This window comes from Bacillus sp. (in: firmicutes) (assembly GCF_031983925.1).
Taxonomy (GTDB): domain Bacteria; phylum Bacillota; class Bacilli; order Bacillales; family Bacillaceae_G; genus Bacillus_A; species Bacillus_A pacificus.
Map to the genome: position 1 here is coordinate 585,048 of NZ_DALYZR010000002.1, position 17,613 is coordinate 602,660.

Sequence of the window (17,613 nt, forward strand, 5' to 3'; positions counted from 1 at the left end):
CCCATTTTTCATTTCCCCCTAAGTTTATGGTCCTAAAAACTTTCAGCTGTCCATTTCCTATCAATTATTGGGCTTTTGTATGCTCTGTGTGATCACATCCGCAAGATCCACATTTCCCGTAAAGTACCGTTACTTTCTCATCCTCGAAGTGTGCAATTGTACCTTCACAATCTTGACATACGATTGTTCCCATTTTTCATTTCCCCCTAAGTTTATAATCCCAAAAACTTTTTTGTAACCGCTTAACTTTCTGTCTTTATTTTAATATGTTATACTTTTTACGTCAATAGGTTTTTAGTATAACACATTAAATATTTTTATTTTAAATTAGTATGCGATATTCAAACAAAAAAACAGCCATATTTATACGTACGACTGTTTTACATTATTTATTCTTCGTATTCCGCATGCAAAGATGTAGATGGAACTAAAAATGAGAAAAACTGAGCTAACTCAGCTGCTTCCTCTTCTGAACCTAATTTGAACACTTCCTGCAAATGTTGAACATTCTCTACATCATCTCGTCCAAGTAAAGTAGACCTTCCTGTTTGCATGCAAACAATAAGTGGCTTTCCAAAAAACATATTTGTATAAATAACACCAAAATCATAACGAGTATCATGTGTCATAAACCCCAAAAATCGTACCTTCACACTTTCATGCTCATCATACAATTTTTCAAACATCGGTTTCCACCTTTCTACATCACCTTTCATTAGTATATTAAACAAAAAAAGGAATACTCCTTTTAATTGTCAAAAAATTCAGTAGGATGTAGAATGAGAGTATTCTACTAAGTTAGGGGGAACTTATATGCAACATGCCTTTATTACGCTTGTACCTAAATCCAATCAACAATCTGTTTCAATAGATGATATAAAACAACTTTTTCATTATTATAAAACAGTTACTTCCAAAACTGGTGTTCAAATTAATTACGCTTATACAAATACCGCTTTTCCGTATGAAATTTTAGATACATCAGCAACAACATTCAAACTACAATCTACGCACGATCGATATGACTCCATTTATGTTGGTGTCGGTATAGAAAAGGAACAAACTTATATTCAAGTTTCTTTACCACCTAATGCAACATTTGGTGATAAAGGAAAAGCAAATGAATTTTGCCGTTTTCTAGCGAAGAAATTAGAAGGAGAGTTACAATTATTTAATGGAAGAACAATGTATTTCTATAAACGTTAATTTAAAAAATAGAAAATATAATTAAGAACAGTATGCAATTTGAACACGTAAGGAATAATGCCTGCTTTCTAATTTGCAATACAAAATATGCGATCACATATGCTAAATAAAGAAATACAAAAAATAGAATGACTTTATAATGCAACTTATCACCATTTGACAATGATAATACAACAGAAAAACCACTCCATAATAAAAAATGATAAAATATAACATGTAATATTCTCATGGAACCTTCTCCTTTGACATGCTCTATTTTATTAATATATGGTATTAAGTTTGAATCAATTACATATTACACGAAAGCATATATATGGCTTTTGGATTTATATATGTTTTAACGATTCAATTAAATTATTATATATTCATTCGACAAGTACGTATAAAGACCTTGCAAGCCACTTTTATTATAAAATAAAAAATAGCCCATCTCTTTAAATAAGAGATGGGCTATTTTCATTGCTTAAATTATTTTACAATGTGAATTGGCATTCCAAGAGCAACTTCAGCTGCTTCCATTGTGATTTCACCTAATGTTGGGTGAGCGTGGATTGTTTGAGCGATATCTTCTGCTGTCATTCCAGCTTCGATAGCTAAACCAATCTCAGAAATAATATCAGAAGCGCCTGCACCTGCAACTTGAGCACCTACAAGAAGACCATCTTCTTTACGTGTTACAAGTTGTAAGAAACCGTCAGTGCTGTTTAATGATAATGCACGACCGTTAGCAGCGAATGGGAACTTAGATACAGTTACAGTCATTCCAGCTTCTTCAGCTTGTTTCTTAGTGTAACCAACAGATGCTAATTCTGGATCAGTGAAGCATACTGCAGGAATTCCGATGTAATCGATAGCTGACGCATGGCCACTAATTGCTTCTACAGCTACTTTACCTTCGTAAGAAGCTTTGTGAGCTAATGGTGGTCCAGGAACGATATCACCGATTGCATAGATGTTTGGTACATTTGTACGACATTGCTCATCGATTTCGATGATGCCGCGGTCAGTCATTTTAACTCCAACTTGCTCAAGACCGATTTCTTGAGTGTTTGGACGACGACCTACAGTTACTAATACGTAATCTGCTTCTACAGTTTGGATTTCACCTTTAACTTCGAAGCTAACTTTTACGCCAGTTTCTGTTTCTTCAACGCCTTTAGCCATAGCTTTTGTATGGATTGTTACGTTACCTTTTTTCTGTAGAGCACGTTTAACAACAGAGCTCATAGCTTTTTCGAAACCAGCTAAGATTTCGTCGCCCGCTTCTACTACAGTAACTTCTGTACCGAAGTTAGCATATGCAGTACCTAATTCCATACCGATGTAACCGCCGCCGATTACAACAAGTTTTTTAGGAATTTCAGGTAAGCTTAAAGCACCTGTAGAGTTGATAACACGTTTAGAGTATTTGAATCCTGGAATTTCGATTGGTGTAGAACCAGTTGCAAGAACAGCATTTTTAAACGTATAAGTTTGAGCTGCATCTTCAGTCATTACGCGTAATGTGTTAGCATCTACGAAGTAAGCTTCACCGCGAATGATTTCAACTTTGTTACCTTTAAGAAGGCCTTCAACACCGCCAGTTAATTTCTTAACTACGCCGTTTTTCCATTCTTGAACTTTTGTAAAGTCAACTTTTACGTTCTCTGCAGTGATACCCATGTCATCAGAATGCATTGCATTCTCATAACGATGACCTGCATTGATTAACGCTTTTGAAGGAATACATCCAACGTTTAAGCATACGCCACCAAGGTTAGCTTTTTCAATGATCGCTACCTTTTGACCTAATTGTGCTGCACGAATTGCCGCAACGTATCCACCAGGACCTGCACCAACAACGACTGTATCTAATTCAATTGGGAAATCTCCTACTACCATTGTTATTACGCCTCCATTACTAATAATTGTGGGTCATTCAATAGACGTTTAATTTGGTTTAATGCTTTTTGAGCAGTTGCGCCGTCAATTAAACGATGGTCAAAGCTTAGAGATAATGCTAATACTGGAGCTGCAACGATCTCACCGTTTTTCACAACTGGTTTCTCAGCGATACGGCCGATACCAAGGATTGCTACTTCTGGGTGGTTGATAACTGGAGTGAACCATTGTCCACCTGCAGAACCAATGTTTGTAATTGTGCAAGAAGCGCCTTTCATTTCAGCAGGAGCTAAACGACCTTCACGTGCTTTACCAGCAAGATCATTGATCTCGTTAGAAATTGTGAAGATAGACTTGCGATCTGTATCTTTAACAACTGGTACTAATAGACCTTTGTCTGTATCAGCTGCGATACCGATGTTGAAGTAATGTTTATGAACTACTTCTTGAGAAGCATCATCTAAAGAAGTGTTTAACATTGGATATTCACGTAATGCAGATGTTAAAGCTTTAACAACGTATGGAAGGTAAGTTAATTTAATACCTTTGTCAGCTGCAACAGCTTTGAACTTCTTACGGTGAGCAACAAGTTCAGTTACATCTACTTCATCCATTAATGTTACGTGAGGAGCTGTATGTTTAGAGTTAACCATTGCTTTCGCAATTGCTTTACGGATACCACTCATTTTCTCACGAGTTTCTGGATATTCACCAGCTGGGATTGGTTGTGCTTTTGGTGCTTCTTCTTTCGCTGCTGCTGGAGTAGCTTCTACTGCTGCTGGAGCCTCAGTTGCTGCTACCGCTTGTCCACCATTTGCAAATGCATCGATGTCAGCTTTTACGATACGACCGTTCTTACCAGAACCAGCTACTTTATGAATGTCTACGCCGTTTTCACGAGCATATTTACGAACAGATGGCATAGCGATTACGCGCTCATTTACTACTTCTGCAGTTGCTGCTGGAGTAGCTTCAGCTTTAGGAGCTTCTTCTTTTGCTTCTTCAGCTTTAGGAGCTTCGTCATGATCGTCGCCTTTAAATTTAAGGTTTTCGTATCCAGGAGCATCAAATTTAATTAATGTATCTCCAACTACTGCAACCGTACCTTCTTCTACAAGTACTTCAAGTACTTTACCTTTAACAGGAGAAGGAATTTCTACTACTGCTTTATCATTTTGTACTTCAAGAAGTACGTCGTCTTCGTTTACTTCGTCGCCTGGTTTAATAAACCATTTTACGATTTCACCTTCGTGGATACCTTCACCGATATCTGGTAGTTTAAATTCAAATGCCACGGAATTCAGCCCCCTGATTCATTTCTTTATTATGGAATATGGCAAAAGAAATCAGCATGTGCTGATTTCTTTTGCACATGAATAAGTAAAAATTAGAAGTTCATTACTTTGTTAACAGCTTCAACAATATCTTTGTGGTTTGGTAACCATACGCTCTCAGCTTGAGAGAATGGGAATACTGTATCAGCAGCTGCAACACGTACAACTGGAGCTTCTAAGTTTAAGATTGCACGGTCGTTAATTTCCGCTACAACGTTAGCTGCAATACCAGCTTGTTTTTGAGCTTCTTGAACTACAACTACGCGGCCTGTTTTTTCAACAGAAGCGATGATTGTTTCGATATCTAATGGTTGAACTGTACGTAAGTCAACAACTTCTAAAGAGATACCTTCTTTTTCAAGTTCTTCAGCAGCTTTTAATGCAGCGTGAACCATAGCACCGTAAGCGATAACAGATACATCTGTACCTTCACGTTTGATGTCAGCTTTGCCTAAATCAATTGTGTATTCGCCTTCTGGTACATCTTGACGGAATGAACGGTATAATTTCATATGCTCTAAGTAGATAACTGGATCGTTGTCACGAATCGCAGAGATTAAAAGACCTTTTGCATCGTATGGAGTAGATGGAATAACAACTTTTAGACCAGGTTGTTGAGCCACTAAACCTTCTAAGCTATCAGCATGTAGTTCAGGAGTATGAACACCACCACCGAATGGAGAACGAACTGTTACTGGAGCAGTCCAACGTCCACCAGAACGGTAACGCATACGAGCTAATTGACCAGAAATTGAATCCATTACTTCATAAACGAAACCGAAGAATTGGATTTCTGGAACTGGACGGAATCCTTCAAGTGCAAGTCCAACTGCAAGTCCACCAATACCAGACTCTGCAAGTGGAGTATCCATTACACGGTCTTCACCGAATTCAGCTTGTAAACCTTCAGTAGCACGGAATACACCGCCGTTTACACCAACGTCTTCACCAAACACAAGTACGTTAGGGTCATTTTTCATTTCAACGCGTAAAGCATCAGTGATTGCTTGAATCATTGTCATTTGAGCCATGGCTTACTTCGACTCCTTTTCTTTGTAAATTTCATATTGTTCAGCTAAGTTGTAAGGCATTTTTTCGTACATGATTTCCATTAAATCAGTAACTTTTTGTTTTGGAGCTTGGTCAGCCTTAGCAATTGCTTGTTTGATATCTTCTTTTGCTTCTTCGATTACTTTCTCTTCAACTTCTTGAGACCATAGGCCTTTGTTTTCTAAGAATGCACGGAAGCGTACGATTGGATCTTTTTGTTCCCATTCGTTCTCGATATCTTTTGTACGGTAACGAGTTGGGTCATCACCAGCCATTGTATGTGGACCGTAACGGAATGTTAAAGTCTCGATTAAAGTAGGACCTTCGCCATTTACTGCACGCTCACGAGCGAAAGCAGTTGCTGCGTATACAGCTAATGGATCCATACCGTCTACTTGAATTCCGTAAATACCTGCTGCTACTGCTTTTTGTGCTACAGTTTTAGCTGCAGATTGCTTTTCTACTGGAGTAGAGATTGCATAACGGTTGTTTTGTACAACGAAGATTGCTGGAGCTTTGAATGCGCCCGCAAAGTTCATACCTTCGTAGAAGTCACCTTGTGAAGCACCACCGTCACCAGTGTAAGTAATTGCAACAGATTTTTTACCACGTAATTTCATACCTAACGCAACACCAGCAGTTTGGATGATTTGCGCACCGATGATGATTTGTGGAGCAAGTGCATTTACGTTCTCAGGCATTTGGTTACCCATGAAATGCCCACGAGAGAATAAGAATGCTTGGTATAATGGTAAACCGTGCCATACTAATTGTGGCACATCACGATATCCTGGTAAGATGAAATCTTCTGCTTCAAGTGCGAAATGACTTGCTAATTGAGAAGCCTCTTGTCCAGCTGTTGGTGCGTAGAAACCTAAACGTCCTTGACGGTTTAAAGAAATAGAACGTTGATCTAGTACGCGAGTATACACCATACGGCGCATTAATTCTTTTAATTGATCATCAGATAATTCAGGCATAGCTGCTTCATTCACAACTTCGCCTTTTTCATTTAAAATTTGTAATGTTTCAAATTGAGCTGCGATAGCTTTCATTTGCTCATCAACATTAAATAGGGTCTTTTTTGTTTTAGTACCCATTCCGTTCACCTCTTCCTCTCTTGAACCATATTCTGAAACGCTTTCACTATCTATTAGCTAGATGGAAACCGCAACAATGTAAACCAACAAATTTATTTGTCGGTTGAGAATAATTTTGTGTACCTAACAATCTGTACTAATGTTTTTTCAGAAACATATTAATACAATCTTGATCACGTTTTTTAGTTTACAACTATTCTAATTACGATGTCAATTACTTTGAATACGTTTTTTTATAAATAATCTGCAGGTTTCTCCTACACAAACGTGTTTTTATTTTTCACATCTGTATTAGTAAGCATTAACCTACTGTTATATTATTCCCTTTTTAACTTGTTTTTTCTCTTAGAATAATATGTAAACGATTTAATTCCCTTTAGTTTTTCTCTCTTCTTAGCAAAAATATACAAACTCTTCTTCCTTTTATAGGTAATTACCCATACATTTCTACTCTTCCCTCCATACATTATAGTAACCGCAGTATTAGCGGGAAATGATAAAGGAGGTCATCTCATGTACGGATATTCATATTGCTATCCAACTTGTTCATATCCTTCCTACGGTTATGGCGGTTCTTGTGGTGGGTCTGGACGCGGCTTCGCCTTAATCGTTGTGTTGTTTATTCTTTTAATTATCGTTGGTGCTGCTTGCATTCGCTAATGTAAAATGAAACAACTATGGAAAGAAAGAGACGGCTCTGCCGTCTCTTTCTTTTTATTCCTACATAACCGATCTATCTTCCCCTTACTTGCCGATGACTTTTTCCATCTCCTTTGGTAGACTAAAAGGGAAAGGAGAGATTACATATGCTTACAATGAAAGATGTAATTCGCGAAGGAGATCCTATTTTGCGAAACGTTGCAGAAGAGGTAGTACTACCAGCGAGCGAAGAAGATACAAATACTCTTAAAGAAATGATTGAATTTGTAATAAATAGCCAAGATCCTGAAATGGCTGAAAAATATAGTTTACGCCCTGGAATCGGATTAGCGGCTCCGCAAATCGGTATTTCAAAAAGAATGATTGCGGTTCATGTAACAGATACGGACGGTACGTTATATAGTCATGCATTATTCAATCCAAAAATCATTAGCCATTCTGTTGAACGTACATATTTACAAAGTGGTGAAGGCTGTCTATCAGTAGACCGTGAAGTACCTGGTTATGTCCCTCGTTATACAAGAATTACAGTGAAAGCAACTTCTATTAACGGCGAAGAAGTAAAATTACGTTTAAAAGGGTTACCAGCAATTGTATTTCAACATGAAATTGACCATTTAAATGGTGTTATGTTCTATGACCACATTAATAAAGAAAATCCATTTGCCGCTCCTGACGATTCAAAACCTCTGGAGCGATAGTAAAAAAGGCGGAATACACTCTTCCGCCTTTTTACTATATGAAATAGATTCCATATTCACTTATAGCAATCCAGCCCATTTTAAACCGTGATATATACCGTCTTCACTAACATCCTTTGTCACATGATTCGCAAGTTTTTTCAAGTCTTCATGACCATTCCCCATCACAATACCTGTCCCAACTGCTTCAATCATTTCTAAATCATTTAAGCCATCCCCAAATGCATACACTTGTTCACGGTTAAATCCTAATTTTTCAATAAATTTCTCAATCCCTTTTGCCTTAGAACCACCATTTGGAATAATATCCATTGAATACGCATGCCAGCGAATAAAATGAAAGTCTGGGTATTGATTTATAAACTTTTCTTCTTCATTTACTTCACAGAAAAGAAGTGTTTGATAAATATTACGCTTCTCATAAAAATCAGGTTCATATGCCGGATGCTCAAAATGTAAACTGCCAAACCCTTCTTTCACATAATCATGATATTCCACTGATGCTCTCATTTCTTGATGATCAAGATATACAAGCGGATATCCTTCTTGTTTTGCAAACTGAGTAAACTTATGTAGAGCAGCTGGATGTAATGGGTTATTAAATACTACCTCATCTTCAAATACAACGTACTGTCCATTAAAGCTAACATAATTGTGGATATTCAGTTCCTTACGAATATCTTCAAACATAAATGGTGCACGTCCTGTCGCAATTGCTACATGCACGCCTTTTTCTTGTAACTGTCTTACTGCATCTCGTGTAGATTGCGGAATCTTCTTATCATGATCTAATAATGTTCCATCAATATCAAAAAAGACAATTTTATCATTCATTTGTCAAAATCCTTTCTGTTACTCTATATTCCTATTTTGATTATCGCTTTTCAAATGCTAAAAAAAAGTATAACATATTAAACATCTGTGAAGAAAGCGTTCACTTTCTGACCTTATTTATGAAACCTGCATATATATATTAGTAAAAAATGTGGATACTTGTTCGTATGAATTTTCTTTTCTATTCTTTCTCATACTATATCTATAACTAACGGCTACTAATCGTTACTATAGAATAACTTTCTCTGTATGAGAAAAGACAAGATTCAACATTCACTTTTGTCCTCTTTCTTATATCAGAGACGGCATTTTCACTAGTAATATGCATGTTTAAAATAAGGAAAGGAAGGAGTAATCATGCTGAAGAAGCTGAAGAAAAAGCTGAAGCGTTATTTAAAAGATCTAGTCCGTAAAAAGACGATCGCTTAAATTGTGCCCATTTCGGGCTTTTTCTTCATTCTCATTCGAAAAAACATGAAAATCGTGACTGTTTGCTTTATAATAAGTAACAGATAATGCAAAACATAGACAAGGAGAGGTTTTCCAAATGATTTTTAAAGTATTTTATCAAGAAAAAATGACTGAGGTTCCAGTACGTGAAAATACAAAAGTTTTATATTTAGAGGCTACGTCTGAAAAGGATGTTCGTACAAAATTAAATAAGTTCGCATATAATATCGAATTCGTTCAGTCTGTGACTGGCAATCATCTTGAATATGAAAAAGAAAACGCTGATTTAACATTAGCGGAAATCGTATAGTCATATGAAATTTCTAAAGAATGATCAAGCAGCCGTTTTTGCTTTAGGTGGTCTTGGTGAAATCGGTAAAAATACATATGCTGTTCAATTTCAAGATGAAATTATTATAATTGACGCTGGAATTAAGTTTCCAGAAGACGAACTCCTCGGAATCGATTATGTAATACCAGATTACACTTATTTTGTGCGAAACGAAGATAAAATTAAAGGGTTATTCATTACACATGGTCACGAAGATCATATCGGTGGAATTCCTTACTTATTACGTCAAGTGAACATTCCGATTTATGGCGGAAAATTAGCAATTGCACTAATCAAAAACAAATTAGAAGAGCACGGATTACTTCGTAAAGCAAAGCTTTATGAAATTCAAGAAGATGATGTTATTAAATTTAAAAAGACATCTGTTTCCTTCTTCCGTACAACTCACAGTATCCCAGATTCATACGGAGTTGTTGTGAAAACACCTCAAGGACAAGTGGTTCATACTGGAGATTTCAAATTTGACTTCACACCGGTTGGTGAACCAGCGGACTTAACAAAAATGGCTGAAATCGGAAAAGACGGTGTACTTTGTCTCTTATCTGACAGTACAAACAGTGAAGTTCCAAACTTTACAATGTCTGAGCGCCGTGTTGGTGATAGTATTCAAGATATTTTCCGCAAAGTAGAAGGTCGTATTATCTTCGCAACCTTTGCATCAAATATCCATCGCTTGCAACAAGTCGTTGAAGCGGCTGTTGAAAACAATCGTAAAGTGGCTGTATTTGGCCGAAGTATGGAGGCAGCGATTGAAATCGGACAAAACCTCGGTTATATTCGCTGTCCGAAAGATACATTTATAGATGCATCTCAATTAAATCGTCTACCGGCTAATAAAGTTGTTATTTTATGTACAGGTAGTCAAGGAGAGCCAATGGCAGCACTTTCACGTATTGCTAATGGTACCCATCGTCAAATTCAAATTATTCCTGGCGACACAGTTGTGTTCTCTTCTTCACCAATCCCTGGTAATACAGTTAGTGTAAGCCGTACAATTAATATGTTGTACCGTGCTGGTGCTGATGTAATCCACGGAAAACTGTCAAACATTCATACGAGTGGACACGGTGGACAAGAAGAACAAAAACTAATGCTTCGTCTAATTAAACCGAAGTATTTCATGCCAATTCATGGTGAATATCGTATGCAACGTATGCATATGAAATTAGCAAATGATTGTGGTATTCCAGAAGAAAACTGTTTCATTATGGATAATGGTGATGTTCTTGCCTTACGTTCAGATGAAGCAAGTGTAGCTGGTAAAATACCATCTGGATCTGTTTATATTGACGGAAATGGTATTGGAGATATCGGTAATATCGTATTACGCGATCGTCGTATCCTTTCTGAAGAAGGACTTGTTATTGTCGTCGTAAGCATTGATATGAAAGAATTTAAAGTTGCAGCAGGGCCTGATATTATCTCACGTGGTTTCGTTTATATGCGCGAAAGTAGTGATTTAATTAATGATGCTCAAACATTAATTACAACTCATTTAGAAAAAGTAATGGAACGTAAAACAACGCAATGGTCTGAAATTAAAAATGAAATTACAGATACATTAGCACCATTCCTATATGAGAAAACGAAACGTCGCCCAATGATTTTACCAATCATTATGGAGATATAAGAAAAAAGGACAATACCTTTATGGTATTGTCCTTTTCTCTTATCTTAAAAAGTGCTTGAAACGATCTACTTCATCGTCATGACCAATTACAATTAATATATCTCCCGCTTGAATATTTTCCGTAGCTCGAGGGGATACAATAACTTCTTTACCACGTTTAATCGCTACAATATTCAATCCAAACTTCGCACGAATATCTAATTCGATTAAAGAATGACCATCAATTTTTTTATTTGCAATAATCTCTACAATGCTATGCTCATCTGAAAGCTCAAGATAGTCTAGCACATTACTTGATGCAATATTATTAGCAATCCTTTTTCCCATATCACGCTCTGGGTGCACAATGTGATCTGCTCCTATTTTACTTAATACTTTTTCATGGTAATCATTTTGAGCTTTTACAGTAATATTTTTTACACCTAACTCTTTCAGAATTAATGTTGTTAAAATACTTGAATTTAAATTGTCTCCAATCGCAACGACTACATGATCAAAATTACGAATACCAAGACTTTTTAATACCATCTCATCTGTTGAATCTGCAATTACAGCATGTGAAGCTATATTTGCAAACTCATTAATTTTATCCTCATCTGAGTCAATTGCCATTACTTCCATACCTAATTGAGCAAGTTCCCGACAAATACTTCCACCAAAACGCCCAAGCCCAATGACAGCAAATTCTTTCTCTTTTTCACCCACAGAAATTCCTCCAATAACATCGAATACTATGTATTTTTATTGTAACATACTTTAGATTTGCTACAAAAACCTGTATATCATTCTTTATTTTTGTTTTTGCATATAAAAATACTGTTGTAAATAAAATGCGATACTGAAAATTAACATACCAAATACAAATATGTTTCCAAATGAACTAAACGTTTCAAAAACGAATAATAACGTTTCTTGTCCGAAGAAAGCAAATAATAGTTGTGTGAATGCGAATAGCAATGCCAATATGTAATGGTGTTGATGGAATAAATAATGCGTTGCACCTAAAAAAGCGATAAACGAAAGAATGAAAATCCACCAATTTTCTAAAAACAGTTGCCAATTCGTAAATTGATACCCATTTACTAATATCGCAATAATTGCTATAACCGCCATCGTTGGCACACTCCATAACAATGCACGCCCTCTAAAGAAATGCGTACCTTTTACATCTCCCTTTTCATTTGCAATGTATGTTAGCACGACAGTACTTATATACAACACAGAGAGAATTGTTAAAACAATTATGAGCCAAAAATGCAACTGATAATATTCATGTTCTATATTCGTCACGATAGCAGCTAGCATACACGGTATTAGCATTCCCGTCCAACCATCTACTTTTCTCTCATTCCAAAATACCGTATTACCAATACGAATTCCTAATAGCATAAAAATAATGATACCTAGTACAAATAATGTAGTCTTATTTCCTACTAAGCTCGTTGAAAAAGCAATTAATCCAATAAATAAAAAAAGAACAAACCCATTCATAATTTCTAGTACAGGTGATAAATACCTTTTCACCCAGTTGTATGTCTCTTCATATTCATGATTATTCGCTAAACGGTAGGCATAAAAACTTATCCCAAAATAAACCGCCGCAATAATAACATATGTATATAAAACAAAACATAAAATCGCACTGCTAATCTGCACGTAATTCCCCACCCTTTTTTCTACGTTTCACCTTGATTTTACACACTCTCCACACGAATTGTAAACATATATAAGCTAGTTAACTAATCATCTTCTCAATAAGTGATAATGAATAATGAGCAGCGGCTCAAAACCACTGCTCATTATTTTATCCATTTGTATGCCGATGTGTATCCAAAACAGATATAAAAGATGTTTTCACCTTGGAACTAACGAATACCCACCAAGTTGGCGAGCAAATTTACTTTCTAGTTCCCTTCCACTTTACATATTGATCTAAAAATACAATAGCTTTCTCAATAGCCTCTTCATCTGGCTTTAATTTTGCATGATGTAAACCATATTCTGAATTTACTCCAAGCCAAAACATAAATCCAGGAATCTCTTGAAGCATATAACCAAAATCTTCACCTGTCATTGCCTCAGTACATGTAATTACTTTCATATCAGTTTGTTCACTTACAAATTGCATAAACTCTCTCGTTAATGCTTCATGGTTATATACTTGGTGATACATCGCTCCGTAGTCAATAACCGCTTCACATTGGAAGGAAGCTTCTATACCTGCAACAATTGCCTCAATCCTACTTTTAACACGACTCATTGATTCCACTGATAACGTTCGAATCGTTCCTTCTAACCGAGACTTTTCTGCTATGATATTTTGAACTGTACCGCCTGTTATTTTTCCGATTGTAATTACTGCACTATCAAGTGGGTTTACATTACGACTAATAACAGACTGAAGCTGTGTAACAAGGTGACTAGCTGCGACAATCATATCATTTGCAGTATGAGGATAAGCTGCATGTCCACCTTTCCCCTTTAAATCAACATATAACTCTGATGTATTTGCAAATAATAGCCCCTCTTTTGTAGCAATTGTTCCTACAGGGTATTCAGGTGCAATATGAAGGCCGAGAATAATATTCGGCTTCCATTCTTTTAACTCTTCACTCTCTAACATAGGAAGAGCCCCTCCAGGCCCTTCTTCAGCTGGTTGGAATAGAAATACAAGGTCATCATCTATTCTTTCTGTTACAGCTGCTGTTAGGAGGCCTAAACCGATTGTCGTATGTAAGTCATGTCCACATGCATGCATCATTCCTTCATGAACAGAAGCGAACTCATATCCAGTTTCCTCTGTAATTGGTAAACCGTCTATATCTGCGCGATAACCTATAACTTTTTCTGGATTTCTTCCCTTTACTTTAACAATGACACCTGTTCTCCATACTTTCACTTCCACATGTTCATTCGAAAGCGTTCCTATGTAATCTAAAATATACTGTTGTGTTTTCCACTCTTTAAATCCAATTTCCGGTATTTTGTGTAAGTCTCTACGAATTTGAACGAATTTGCTTACTACCATTTTTGCACCTCTATCTATAAAAAGCGTAAGAGCCTGTTTATGCTCTTACGCTTTTTTGTTTTTATTTCTCTGGGTTTAATTGACGAAGCTCTTGTTTAATTTCAGTTTTTGCTTTTGTCTTCTCATCAATCTCTTTAATTACACGTGCTGGAGTACCTGCTACAACTGTATATGGAGGTACATCTTCTGTTACAACAGCTCCTGCTGCTACAACTGCACCTTTACCTACTGTAACTCCCTCTAACACAACTACGTTAGCACCAATAACAACATCGTCTTCAACGATAACTGGTTTTGCTGAAGGTGGCTCAATAACACCTGCAAGTACTGCGCCTGCACCTACGTGACAGTTCTTACCAACAGTTGCACGTCCACCAAGTACCGCGTTCATGTCGATCATAGACCCTTCACCAATTACAGCACCGATATTAATTGTTGCATTCATCATAATAACAGCGTTGTCGCCGATTTCAACGTGGTCACGAATAATCGCACCTGGCTCAATACGAGCTTTAATACCTTTTAAATCAAGCATTGGAATTGCAGAATTACGACGGTCATTTTCAACAACGTAATCAACAATGTACTTACTATTTTCATCTAGAATTGTCTTAATTTCAGACCATTCTCCAAATAATACACCAGACTTTTTATTTACAAATGCTTGTACCGTTTCAGGGAATGTTACTTCTTTTAAATCCCCTTTTATGTATACCTTTACAGGAGTTTTCTTTTCACTTTTTTGAATAAACGAAATAATTTCGTTAGCGTCCATCATTTTCATTCTTGTTGCCTCCTAAATCCATTTATAATGTTACTCTACCAAACGATAGGGCGAGTAGCAAGATAATAATCCTATTTTTCCATTTGAATTTCTTCTATAATTTCTAAAAATGCTTGTACTTGCTTCAATTGTCTAGCTGATTCACTCGTCAATAACCATGTTTCTCTCGTTAATTGGACAGGTGTTTTATACATATTTTCCTGTACTTCTTTTAAAACAGTAGAAGGTAAAAGAGCATAACCTATACCATTTAAAACGAGTTGTTTGCAAGTCTCAATTTGATCAACGACAATTGTTCTCTTAGGTGGATTAGAAAATAAACCATACCACCAATTTTGTATTTGTCCATAATAAGTCGAATCACTTTTAAATTGAATAAATGGTCTATTTGTTTCTTTTAACATCGAAATATCTTTTATTTCTTTATCCACTAAATAAAGTTCATCTTCAAATAATTGTTGCTTCTGGCCTTTATATTCTTGTGTTCCTCTCAATATAGCAACATGAACGTCTCCTTCATAAAATTGCTTTTGCACTTCACTACTCCAGCCAGTAAACAGCGATATTTTCACAGAAGGATATTTATGTACAAACTTCTTCAAAACAGGAGGAAGCCAATATTGACCAATAACTGATGCGACAGCTATTTTTAACGTCCCATGAGTTTCTGTTCTAAAAACAGCTAGCTCACTTTTAATATCCTCTTCCCTTTGTAGCATTTCTTTTGCGTAATTTGCGACTTTTTCCCCTTCAGGTGTAATTGTCAATCCTTTTTGCGAGCGAATAAAAAACTTCATTCCCCATTGTTTCTCCATAGATTGTAATCGTTGACTAAGCGCAGGTTGTGAAACAAATAAACGTTCCGCCGCTTTTCTCATATTTGATTCCTGTGCTAACACAACCATCATTTGAAAATCATCAATTTGCAACTTTCTCCCTCTTTCCTTAGCTTCCATACACCTTATCTCAATAAGCTTTTCATCCTTAATTTAACTACATACGCTTATATTTTTTATCTTTTTAAATATAATACATACACAACTGATATGCACGAAAAAAAAGTGACTTCTTCGGTTCTATGAAGTCACTTTTCTCACATTATCGATTATGTTGCCTTACTTTTTTATTCAACAATTTTAAAATCGCTCGACGTGTTAAAATCCCCTCAAAATACCCATCTTCATTGACAGCGCAAATAAATGGATGATTAATAGTCATTTCTAATGCTTTTGCAAATGAATCTTCTAACTTAAGAACCGGAATATCTTTCTTCATTACTTGCTCTACTTTCATTTCGTCAAGTCTTTCAAACTCAATGCGTTCTAGCCCTAACATACCGTCTAAAATCATAGCAGTACTAATTAACCCATGCAATTTGTACATCGGGTCCAAAACAGGTATCGCCGAATATCCAGATTTCACAAGTACGAGTAAAGCATGCTCTAAACCATTCCCTATTTGGACGTGTGCTACTTTTTCTGATGAAATCATTAAATCTTTTACAAAAATTTGTTGAAACTCGTCTTTTGGAATACTAATCATATTACATCCCCCATTTTCCCTTTTTCCTGCTTATAATTACCGGCTCTATTCACATTTTATGACAGCGTTTTCACATTATTATTTTGTCCTTACATTCTTTCAGTAAAAAACAAAATTACACAGCTATTTTAGCATATAACACAAAAAAAAGACTACCATTCCGGTAGCGCTTAATACCCTTTATTTTTTAATCTGTAAAATAACCTTGTGATTTTTTTATATTGCATCACGTCTGTCTTTTTTAAACCATTCTCGATATCTGTAAGTTCCACAGCTAAAATTTCACTCGCATAATTTTGCTGAAATAAAATATCTAGTAACAAACTTTCCTCTTCTTCCGTTAAAACAAATTCCCTTTTCATATACCCCTCTCCTTATACTCGCATCGTTACCATTATTATATAAAATTTTCAGCCTATTTAATAGATGTAATATTCAGTTTTTAGTGAAAGAAATATATAAATTGTTTTTATTTCGTATATCGATTTGCATAACTAAACGCCGCATAAGCATCTGGCTTAATTTTTGCAGTTAATCCCATCGCTTGAATTTTCGCTGTCATATCTAGAATAAATTCTTTTGTTAAACCATCATTTCCGATATCTAAGTGAATCTCCATTATAAAACCAGCACCATCTTGAGCATATGGATGCAATAAATCCCATATTGTTTGTATATGATTTGGAGTAAATAGGCATGCAATTTCTTGACTAAACTGCGTCTCTAAATATATTTTCTCACGTAAAGTTGCTGGCTTATCTTTTACTGATTGATGGTGTAAACACCCCCAGGCTCCTTTTCCAACGCGATGAATATGAATTGCCGTAATAAACCTCGTATCCTTTTGATGTGCTTGTGAGTCTGTCCCAATGGATAAACGATATAAATTTCGCGGATCCTTTTCAATGAAATTACAAATACGGGTAAAGACCATATCAAAATTTAAATGTCTCTCTGAAACATTATAAAATTTATGTTCACCGGCCACATAGTCACGTCCTTTCAATTAGACAGACTTTTCGTATTCTCATTGTATGGGACAAAAACAAAAATTATAACTC

Annotated in this window: 21 protein-coding genes; 5 read left to right on the top strand and 16 right to left on the bottom strand. The window is 36.0% G+C overall.

Going from position 1 to position 17,613, the window contains the following annotated elements:
* Positions 1 to 64: 64 nt before the first annotated feature.
* Positions 65 to 193, bottom strand: coding sequence for a GapA-binding peptide SR1P (locus RTP99_RS08940; RefSeq protein ID WP_000536778.1), 129 nt, complete (start codon positions 191 to 193; stop codon positions 65 to 67).
* 196 nt (positions 194 to 389) lie between these two features.
* Entirely contained in the window at positions 390 to 686 is a 297-nt protein-coding gene (locus RTP99_RS08945; protein ID WP_011040622.1) for a DUF3055 domain-containing protein, read from the bottom strand.
* Between the two features lie 127 nt (positions 687 to 813).
* Between RTP99_RS08945 and RTP99_RS08950 the strand changes: the two genes are divergently transcribed.
* A complete protein-coding gene (locus RTP99_RS08950) occupies positions 814 to 1,206 on the top strand; it encodes a DUF1885 family protein (RefSeq protein WP_001163310.1) in 393 nt (130 codons plus the stop codon).
* 1 nt (position 1,207) lies between these two features.
* Here the strand turns inward: RTP99_RS08950 and RTP99_RS08955 are convergent, their stop codons facing one another.
* From RTP99_RS08955 to pdhA, 5 genes are all read right to left on the bottom strand, one after another.
* A complete protein-coding gene (locus RTP99_RS08955) occupies positions 1,208 to 1,435 on the bottom strand; it encodes a hypothetical protein (protein WP_001221351.1) in 228 nt (75 codons plus the stop codon).
* A gap of 239 nt (positions 1,436 to 1,674) precedes the next feature.
* Positions 1,675 to 3,087, bottom strand: coding sequence for a dihydrolipoyl dehydrogenase (lpdA, locus tag RTP99_RS08960; RefSeq protein WP_000260111.1), 1,413 nt, complete (start codon positions 3,085 to 3,087; stop codon positions 1,675 to 1,677).
* Positions 3,088 to 3,092: 5 nt separating this feature from the next.
* Positions 3,093 to 4,382, bottom strand: a complete 1,290-nt coding sequence (gene pdhC / locus RTP99_RS08965; protein WP_000863427.1) for a pyruvate dehydrogenase complex dihydrolipoyllysine-residue acetyltransferase — start codon at positions 4,380 to 4,382, stop codon at positions 3,093 to 3,095.
* 92 nt (positions 4,383 to 4,474) lie between these two features.
* Complete coding sequence (gene pdhB, locus RTP99_RS08970; protein WP_000068166.1) at positions 4,475 to 5,452, bottom strand: pyruvate dehydrogenase complex E1 component subunit beta; 978 nt, start codon at positions 5,450 to 5,452, stop codon at positions 4,475 to 4,477.
* Between the two features lie 3 nt (positions 5,453 to 5,455).
* The gene (pdhA, locus tag RTP99_RS08975; protein WP_000536893.1) at positions 5,456 to 6,571 is read right to left on the bottom strand and encodes a pyruvate dehydrogenase E1 component subunit alpha; all 1,116 of its coding nucleotides are present in this window, start codon (positions 6,569 to 6,571) and stop codon (positions 5,456 to 5,458) included.
* Between the two features lie 513 nt (positions 6,572 to 7,084).
* Here pdhA and RTP99_RS08980 point away from each other — a divergent pair.
* Positions 7,085 to 7,231 (top strand): YjcZ family sporulation protein, encoded by a 147-nt coding sequence (locus RTP99_RS08980; protein WP_000274562.1) that lies wholly within the window; start codon positions 7,085 to 7,087, stop codon positions 7,229 to 7,231.
* Positions 7,232 to 7,377: 146 nt separating this feature from the next.
* Positions 7,378 to 7,932: a peptide deformylase gene (gene def, locus RTP99_RS08985; protein WP_000957059.1), complete on the top strand. Its 555-nt coding sequence runs from the start codon at positions 7,378 to 7,380 to the stop codon at positions 7,930 to 7,932.
* Between the two features lie 60 nt (positions 7,933 to 7,992).
* Here def and RTP99_RS08990 read toward each other — a convergent pair whose 3' ends face one another.
* The gene (locus RTP99_RS08990) at positions 7,993 to 8,766 is read right to left on the bottom strand and encodes a Cof-type HAD-IIB family hydrolase (RefSeq protein ID WP_000998288.1); all 774 of its coding nucleotides are present in this window, start codon (positions 8,764 to 8,766) and stop codon (positions 7,993 to 7,995) included.
* A gap of 547 nt (positions 8,767 to 9,313) precedes the next feature.
* Here RTP99_RS08990 and RTP99_RS08995 point away from each other — a divergent pair.
* Positions 9,314 to 9,526, top strand: coding sequence for a DNA-dependent RNA polymerase subunit epsilon (locus RTP99_RS08995; protein WP_000576444.1), 213 nt, complete (start codon positions 9,314 to 9,316; stop codon positions 9,524 to 9,526).
* 4 nt (positions 9,527 to 9,530) lie between these two features.
* Positions 9,531 to 11,198, top strand: a complete 1,668-nt coding sequence (gene rnjA / locus RTP99_RS09000; RefSeq protein ID WP_000670369.1) for a ribonuclease J1 — start codon at positions 9,531 to 9,533, stop codon at positions 11,196 to 11,198.
* Between the two features lie 39 nt (positions 11,199 to 11,237).
* Here rnjA and RTP99_RS09005 read toward each other — a convergent pair whose 3' ends face one another.
* The 8 genes from RTP99_RS09005 to RTP99_RS09040 form a co-directional block, all read right to left on the bottom strand.
* Complete coding sequence (locus tag RTP99_RS09005; RefSeq protein WP_000504032.1) at positions 11,238 to 11,903, bottom strand: potassium channel family protein; 666 nt, start codon at positions 11,901 to 11,903, stop codon at positions 11,238 to 11,240.
* A gap of 84 nt (positions 11,904 to 11,987) precedes the next feature.
* On the bottom strand, positions 11,988 to 12,854 hold the full coding sequence (locus RTP99_RS09010) for a hypothetical protein (RefSeq protein WP_001167328.1): 867 nt from the start codon (positions 12,852 to 12,854) through the stop codon (positions 11,988 to 11,990).
* A 241-nt stretch (positions 12,855 to 13,095) separates the two neighbouring features.
* A complete protein-coding gene (locus RTP99_RS09015; protein WP_000261645.1) occupies positions 13,096 to 14,226 on the bottom strand; it encodes an N-acetyldiaminopimelate deacetylase in 1,131 nt (376 codons plus the stop codon).
* Positions 14,227 to 14,287: 61 nt separating this feature from the next.
* Positions 14,288 to 15,010: a 2,3,4,5-tetrahydropyridine-2,6-dicarboxylate N-acetyltransferase gene (gene dapD, locus RTP99_RS09020; RefSeq protein ID WP_000783248.1), complete on the bottom strand. Its 723-nt coding sequence runs from the start codon at positions 15,008 to 15,010 to the stop codon at positions 14,288 to 14,290.
* Positions 15,011 to 15,081: 71 nt separating this feature from the next.
* A complete protein-coding gene (locus RTP99_RS09025) occupies positions 15,082 to 15,966 on the bottom strand; it encodes a transcriptional regulator CcpC (RefSeq protein ID WP_001984809.1) in 885 nt (294 codons plus the stop codon).
* Positions 15,967 to 16,108: 142 nt separating this feature from the next.
* The gene (gene cbpB / locus RTP99_RS09030; protein ID WP_000623567.1) at positions 16,109 to 16,552 is read right to left on the bottom strand and encodes a cyclic-di-AMP-binding protein CbpB; all 444 of its coding nucleotides are present in this window, start codon (positions 16,550 to 16,552) and stop codon (positions 16,109 to 16,111) included.
* 170 nt (positions 16,553 to 16,722) lie between these two features.
* Positions 16,723 to 16,914 carry an antirepressor AbbA gene (gene abbA / locus RTP99_RS09035; RefSeq protein WP_000817794.1) on the bottom strand — a complete coding sequence of 64 codons (192 nt, stop codon included), beginning with the start codon at positions 16,912 to 16,914 and terminating at the stop codon, positions 16,723 to 16,725.
* Between the two features lie 107 nt (positions 16,915 to 17,021).
* Complete coding sequence (locus RTP99_RS09040) at positions 17,022 to 17,540, bottom strand: ribonuclease H-like YkuK family protein (protein ID WP_000896650.1); 519 nt, start codon at positions 17,538 to 17,540, stop codon at positions 17,022 to 17,024.
* Positions 17,541 to 17,613 lie beyond the last annotated feature (73 nt).

Bases quoted from the DNA above. Each gene is read 5' to 3' on its own strand.
- dapD (WP_000783248.1), bottom strand. From the start codon at position 15,010: ATGAAAATGATGGACGCTAACGAAATTATTTCGTTTATTCAAAAAAGT.
- abbA (WP_000817794.1), bottom strand. From the start codon at position 16,914: ATGAAAAGGGAATTTGTTTTAACGGAAGAAGAGGAAAGTTTGTTACTA.
- RTP99_RS08940 (WP_000536778.1), bottom strand. From the start codon at position 193: ATGGGAACAATCGTATGTCAAGATTGTGAAGGTACAATTGCACACTTC.
- RTP99_RS08955 (WP_001221351.1), bottom strand. From the start codon at position 1,435: ATGAGAATATTACATGTTATATTTTATCATTTTTTATTATGGAGTGGT.
- RTP99_RS08990 (WP_000998288.1), bottom strand. From the start codon at position 8,766: ATGAATGATAAAATTGTCTTTTTTGATATTGATGGAACATTATTAGAT.
- rnjA (WP_000670369.1), top strand. From the start codon at position 9,531: ATGAAATTTCTAAAGAATGATCAAGCAGCCGTTTTTGCTTTAGGTGGT.
- RTP99_RS09025 (WP_001984809.1), bottom strand. From the start codon at position 15,966: ATGGAAGCTAAGGAAAGAGGGAGAAAGTTGCAAATTGATGATTTTCAA.
- pdhB (WP_000068166.1), bottom strand. From the start codon at position 5,452: ATGGCTCAAATGACAATGATTCAAGCAATCACTGATGCTTTACGCGTT.
- pdhA (WP_000536893.1), bottom strand. From the start codon at position 6,571: ATGGGTACTAAAACAAAAAAGACCCTATTTAATGTTGATGAGCAAATG.
- lpdA (WP_000260111.1), bottom strand. From the start codon at position 3,087: ATGGTAGTAGGAGATTTCCCAATTGAATTAGATACAGTCGTTGTTGGT.
- RTP99_RS08980 (WP_000274562.1), top strand. From the start codon at position 7,085: ATGTACGGATATTCATATTGCTATCCAACTTGTTCATATCCTTCCTAC.
- RTP99_RS08995 (WP_000576444.1), top strand. From the start codon at position 9,314: ATGATTTTTAAAGTATTTTATCAAGAAAAAATGACTGAGGTTCCAGTA.
- RTP99_RS09015 (WP_000261645.1), bottom strand. From the start codon at position 14,226: ATGGTAGTAAGCAAATTCGTTCAAATTCGTAGAGACTTACACAAAATA.
- RTP99_RS08950 (WP_001163310.1), top strand. From the start codon at position 814: ATGCAACATGCCTTTATTACGCTTGTACCTAAATCCAATCAACAATCT.
- cbpB (WP_000623567.1), bottom strand. From the start codon at position 16,552: ATGATTAGTATTCCAAAAGACGAGTTTCAACAAATTTTTGTAAAAGAT.
- RTP99_RS08945 (WP_011040622.1), bottom strand. From the start codon at position 686: ATGTTTGAAAAATTGTATGATGAGCATGAAAGTGTGAAGGTACGATTT.
- def (WP_000957059.1), top strand. From the start codon at position 7,378: ATGCTTACAATGAAAGATGTAATTCGCGAAGGAGATCCTATTTTGCGA.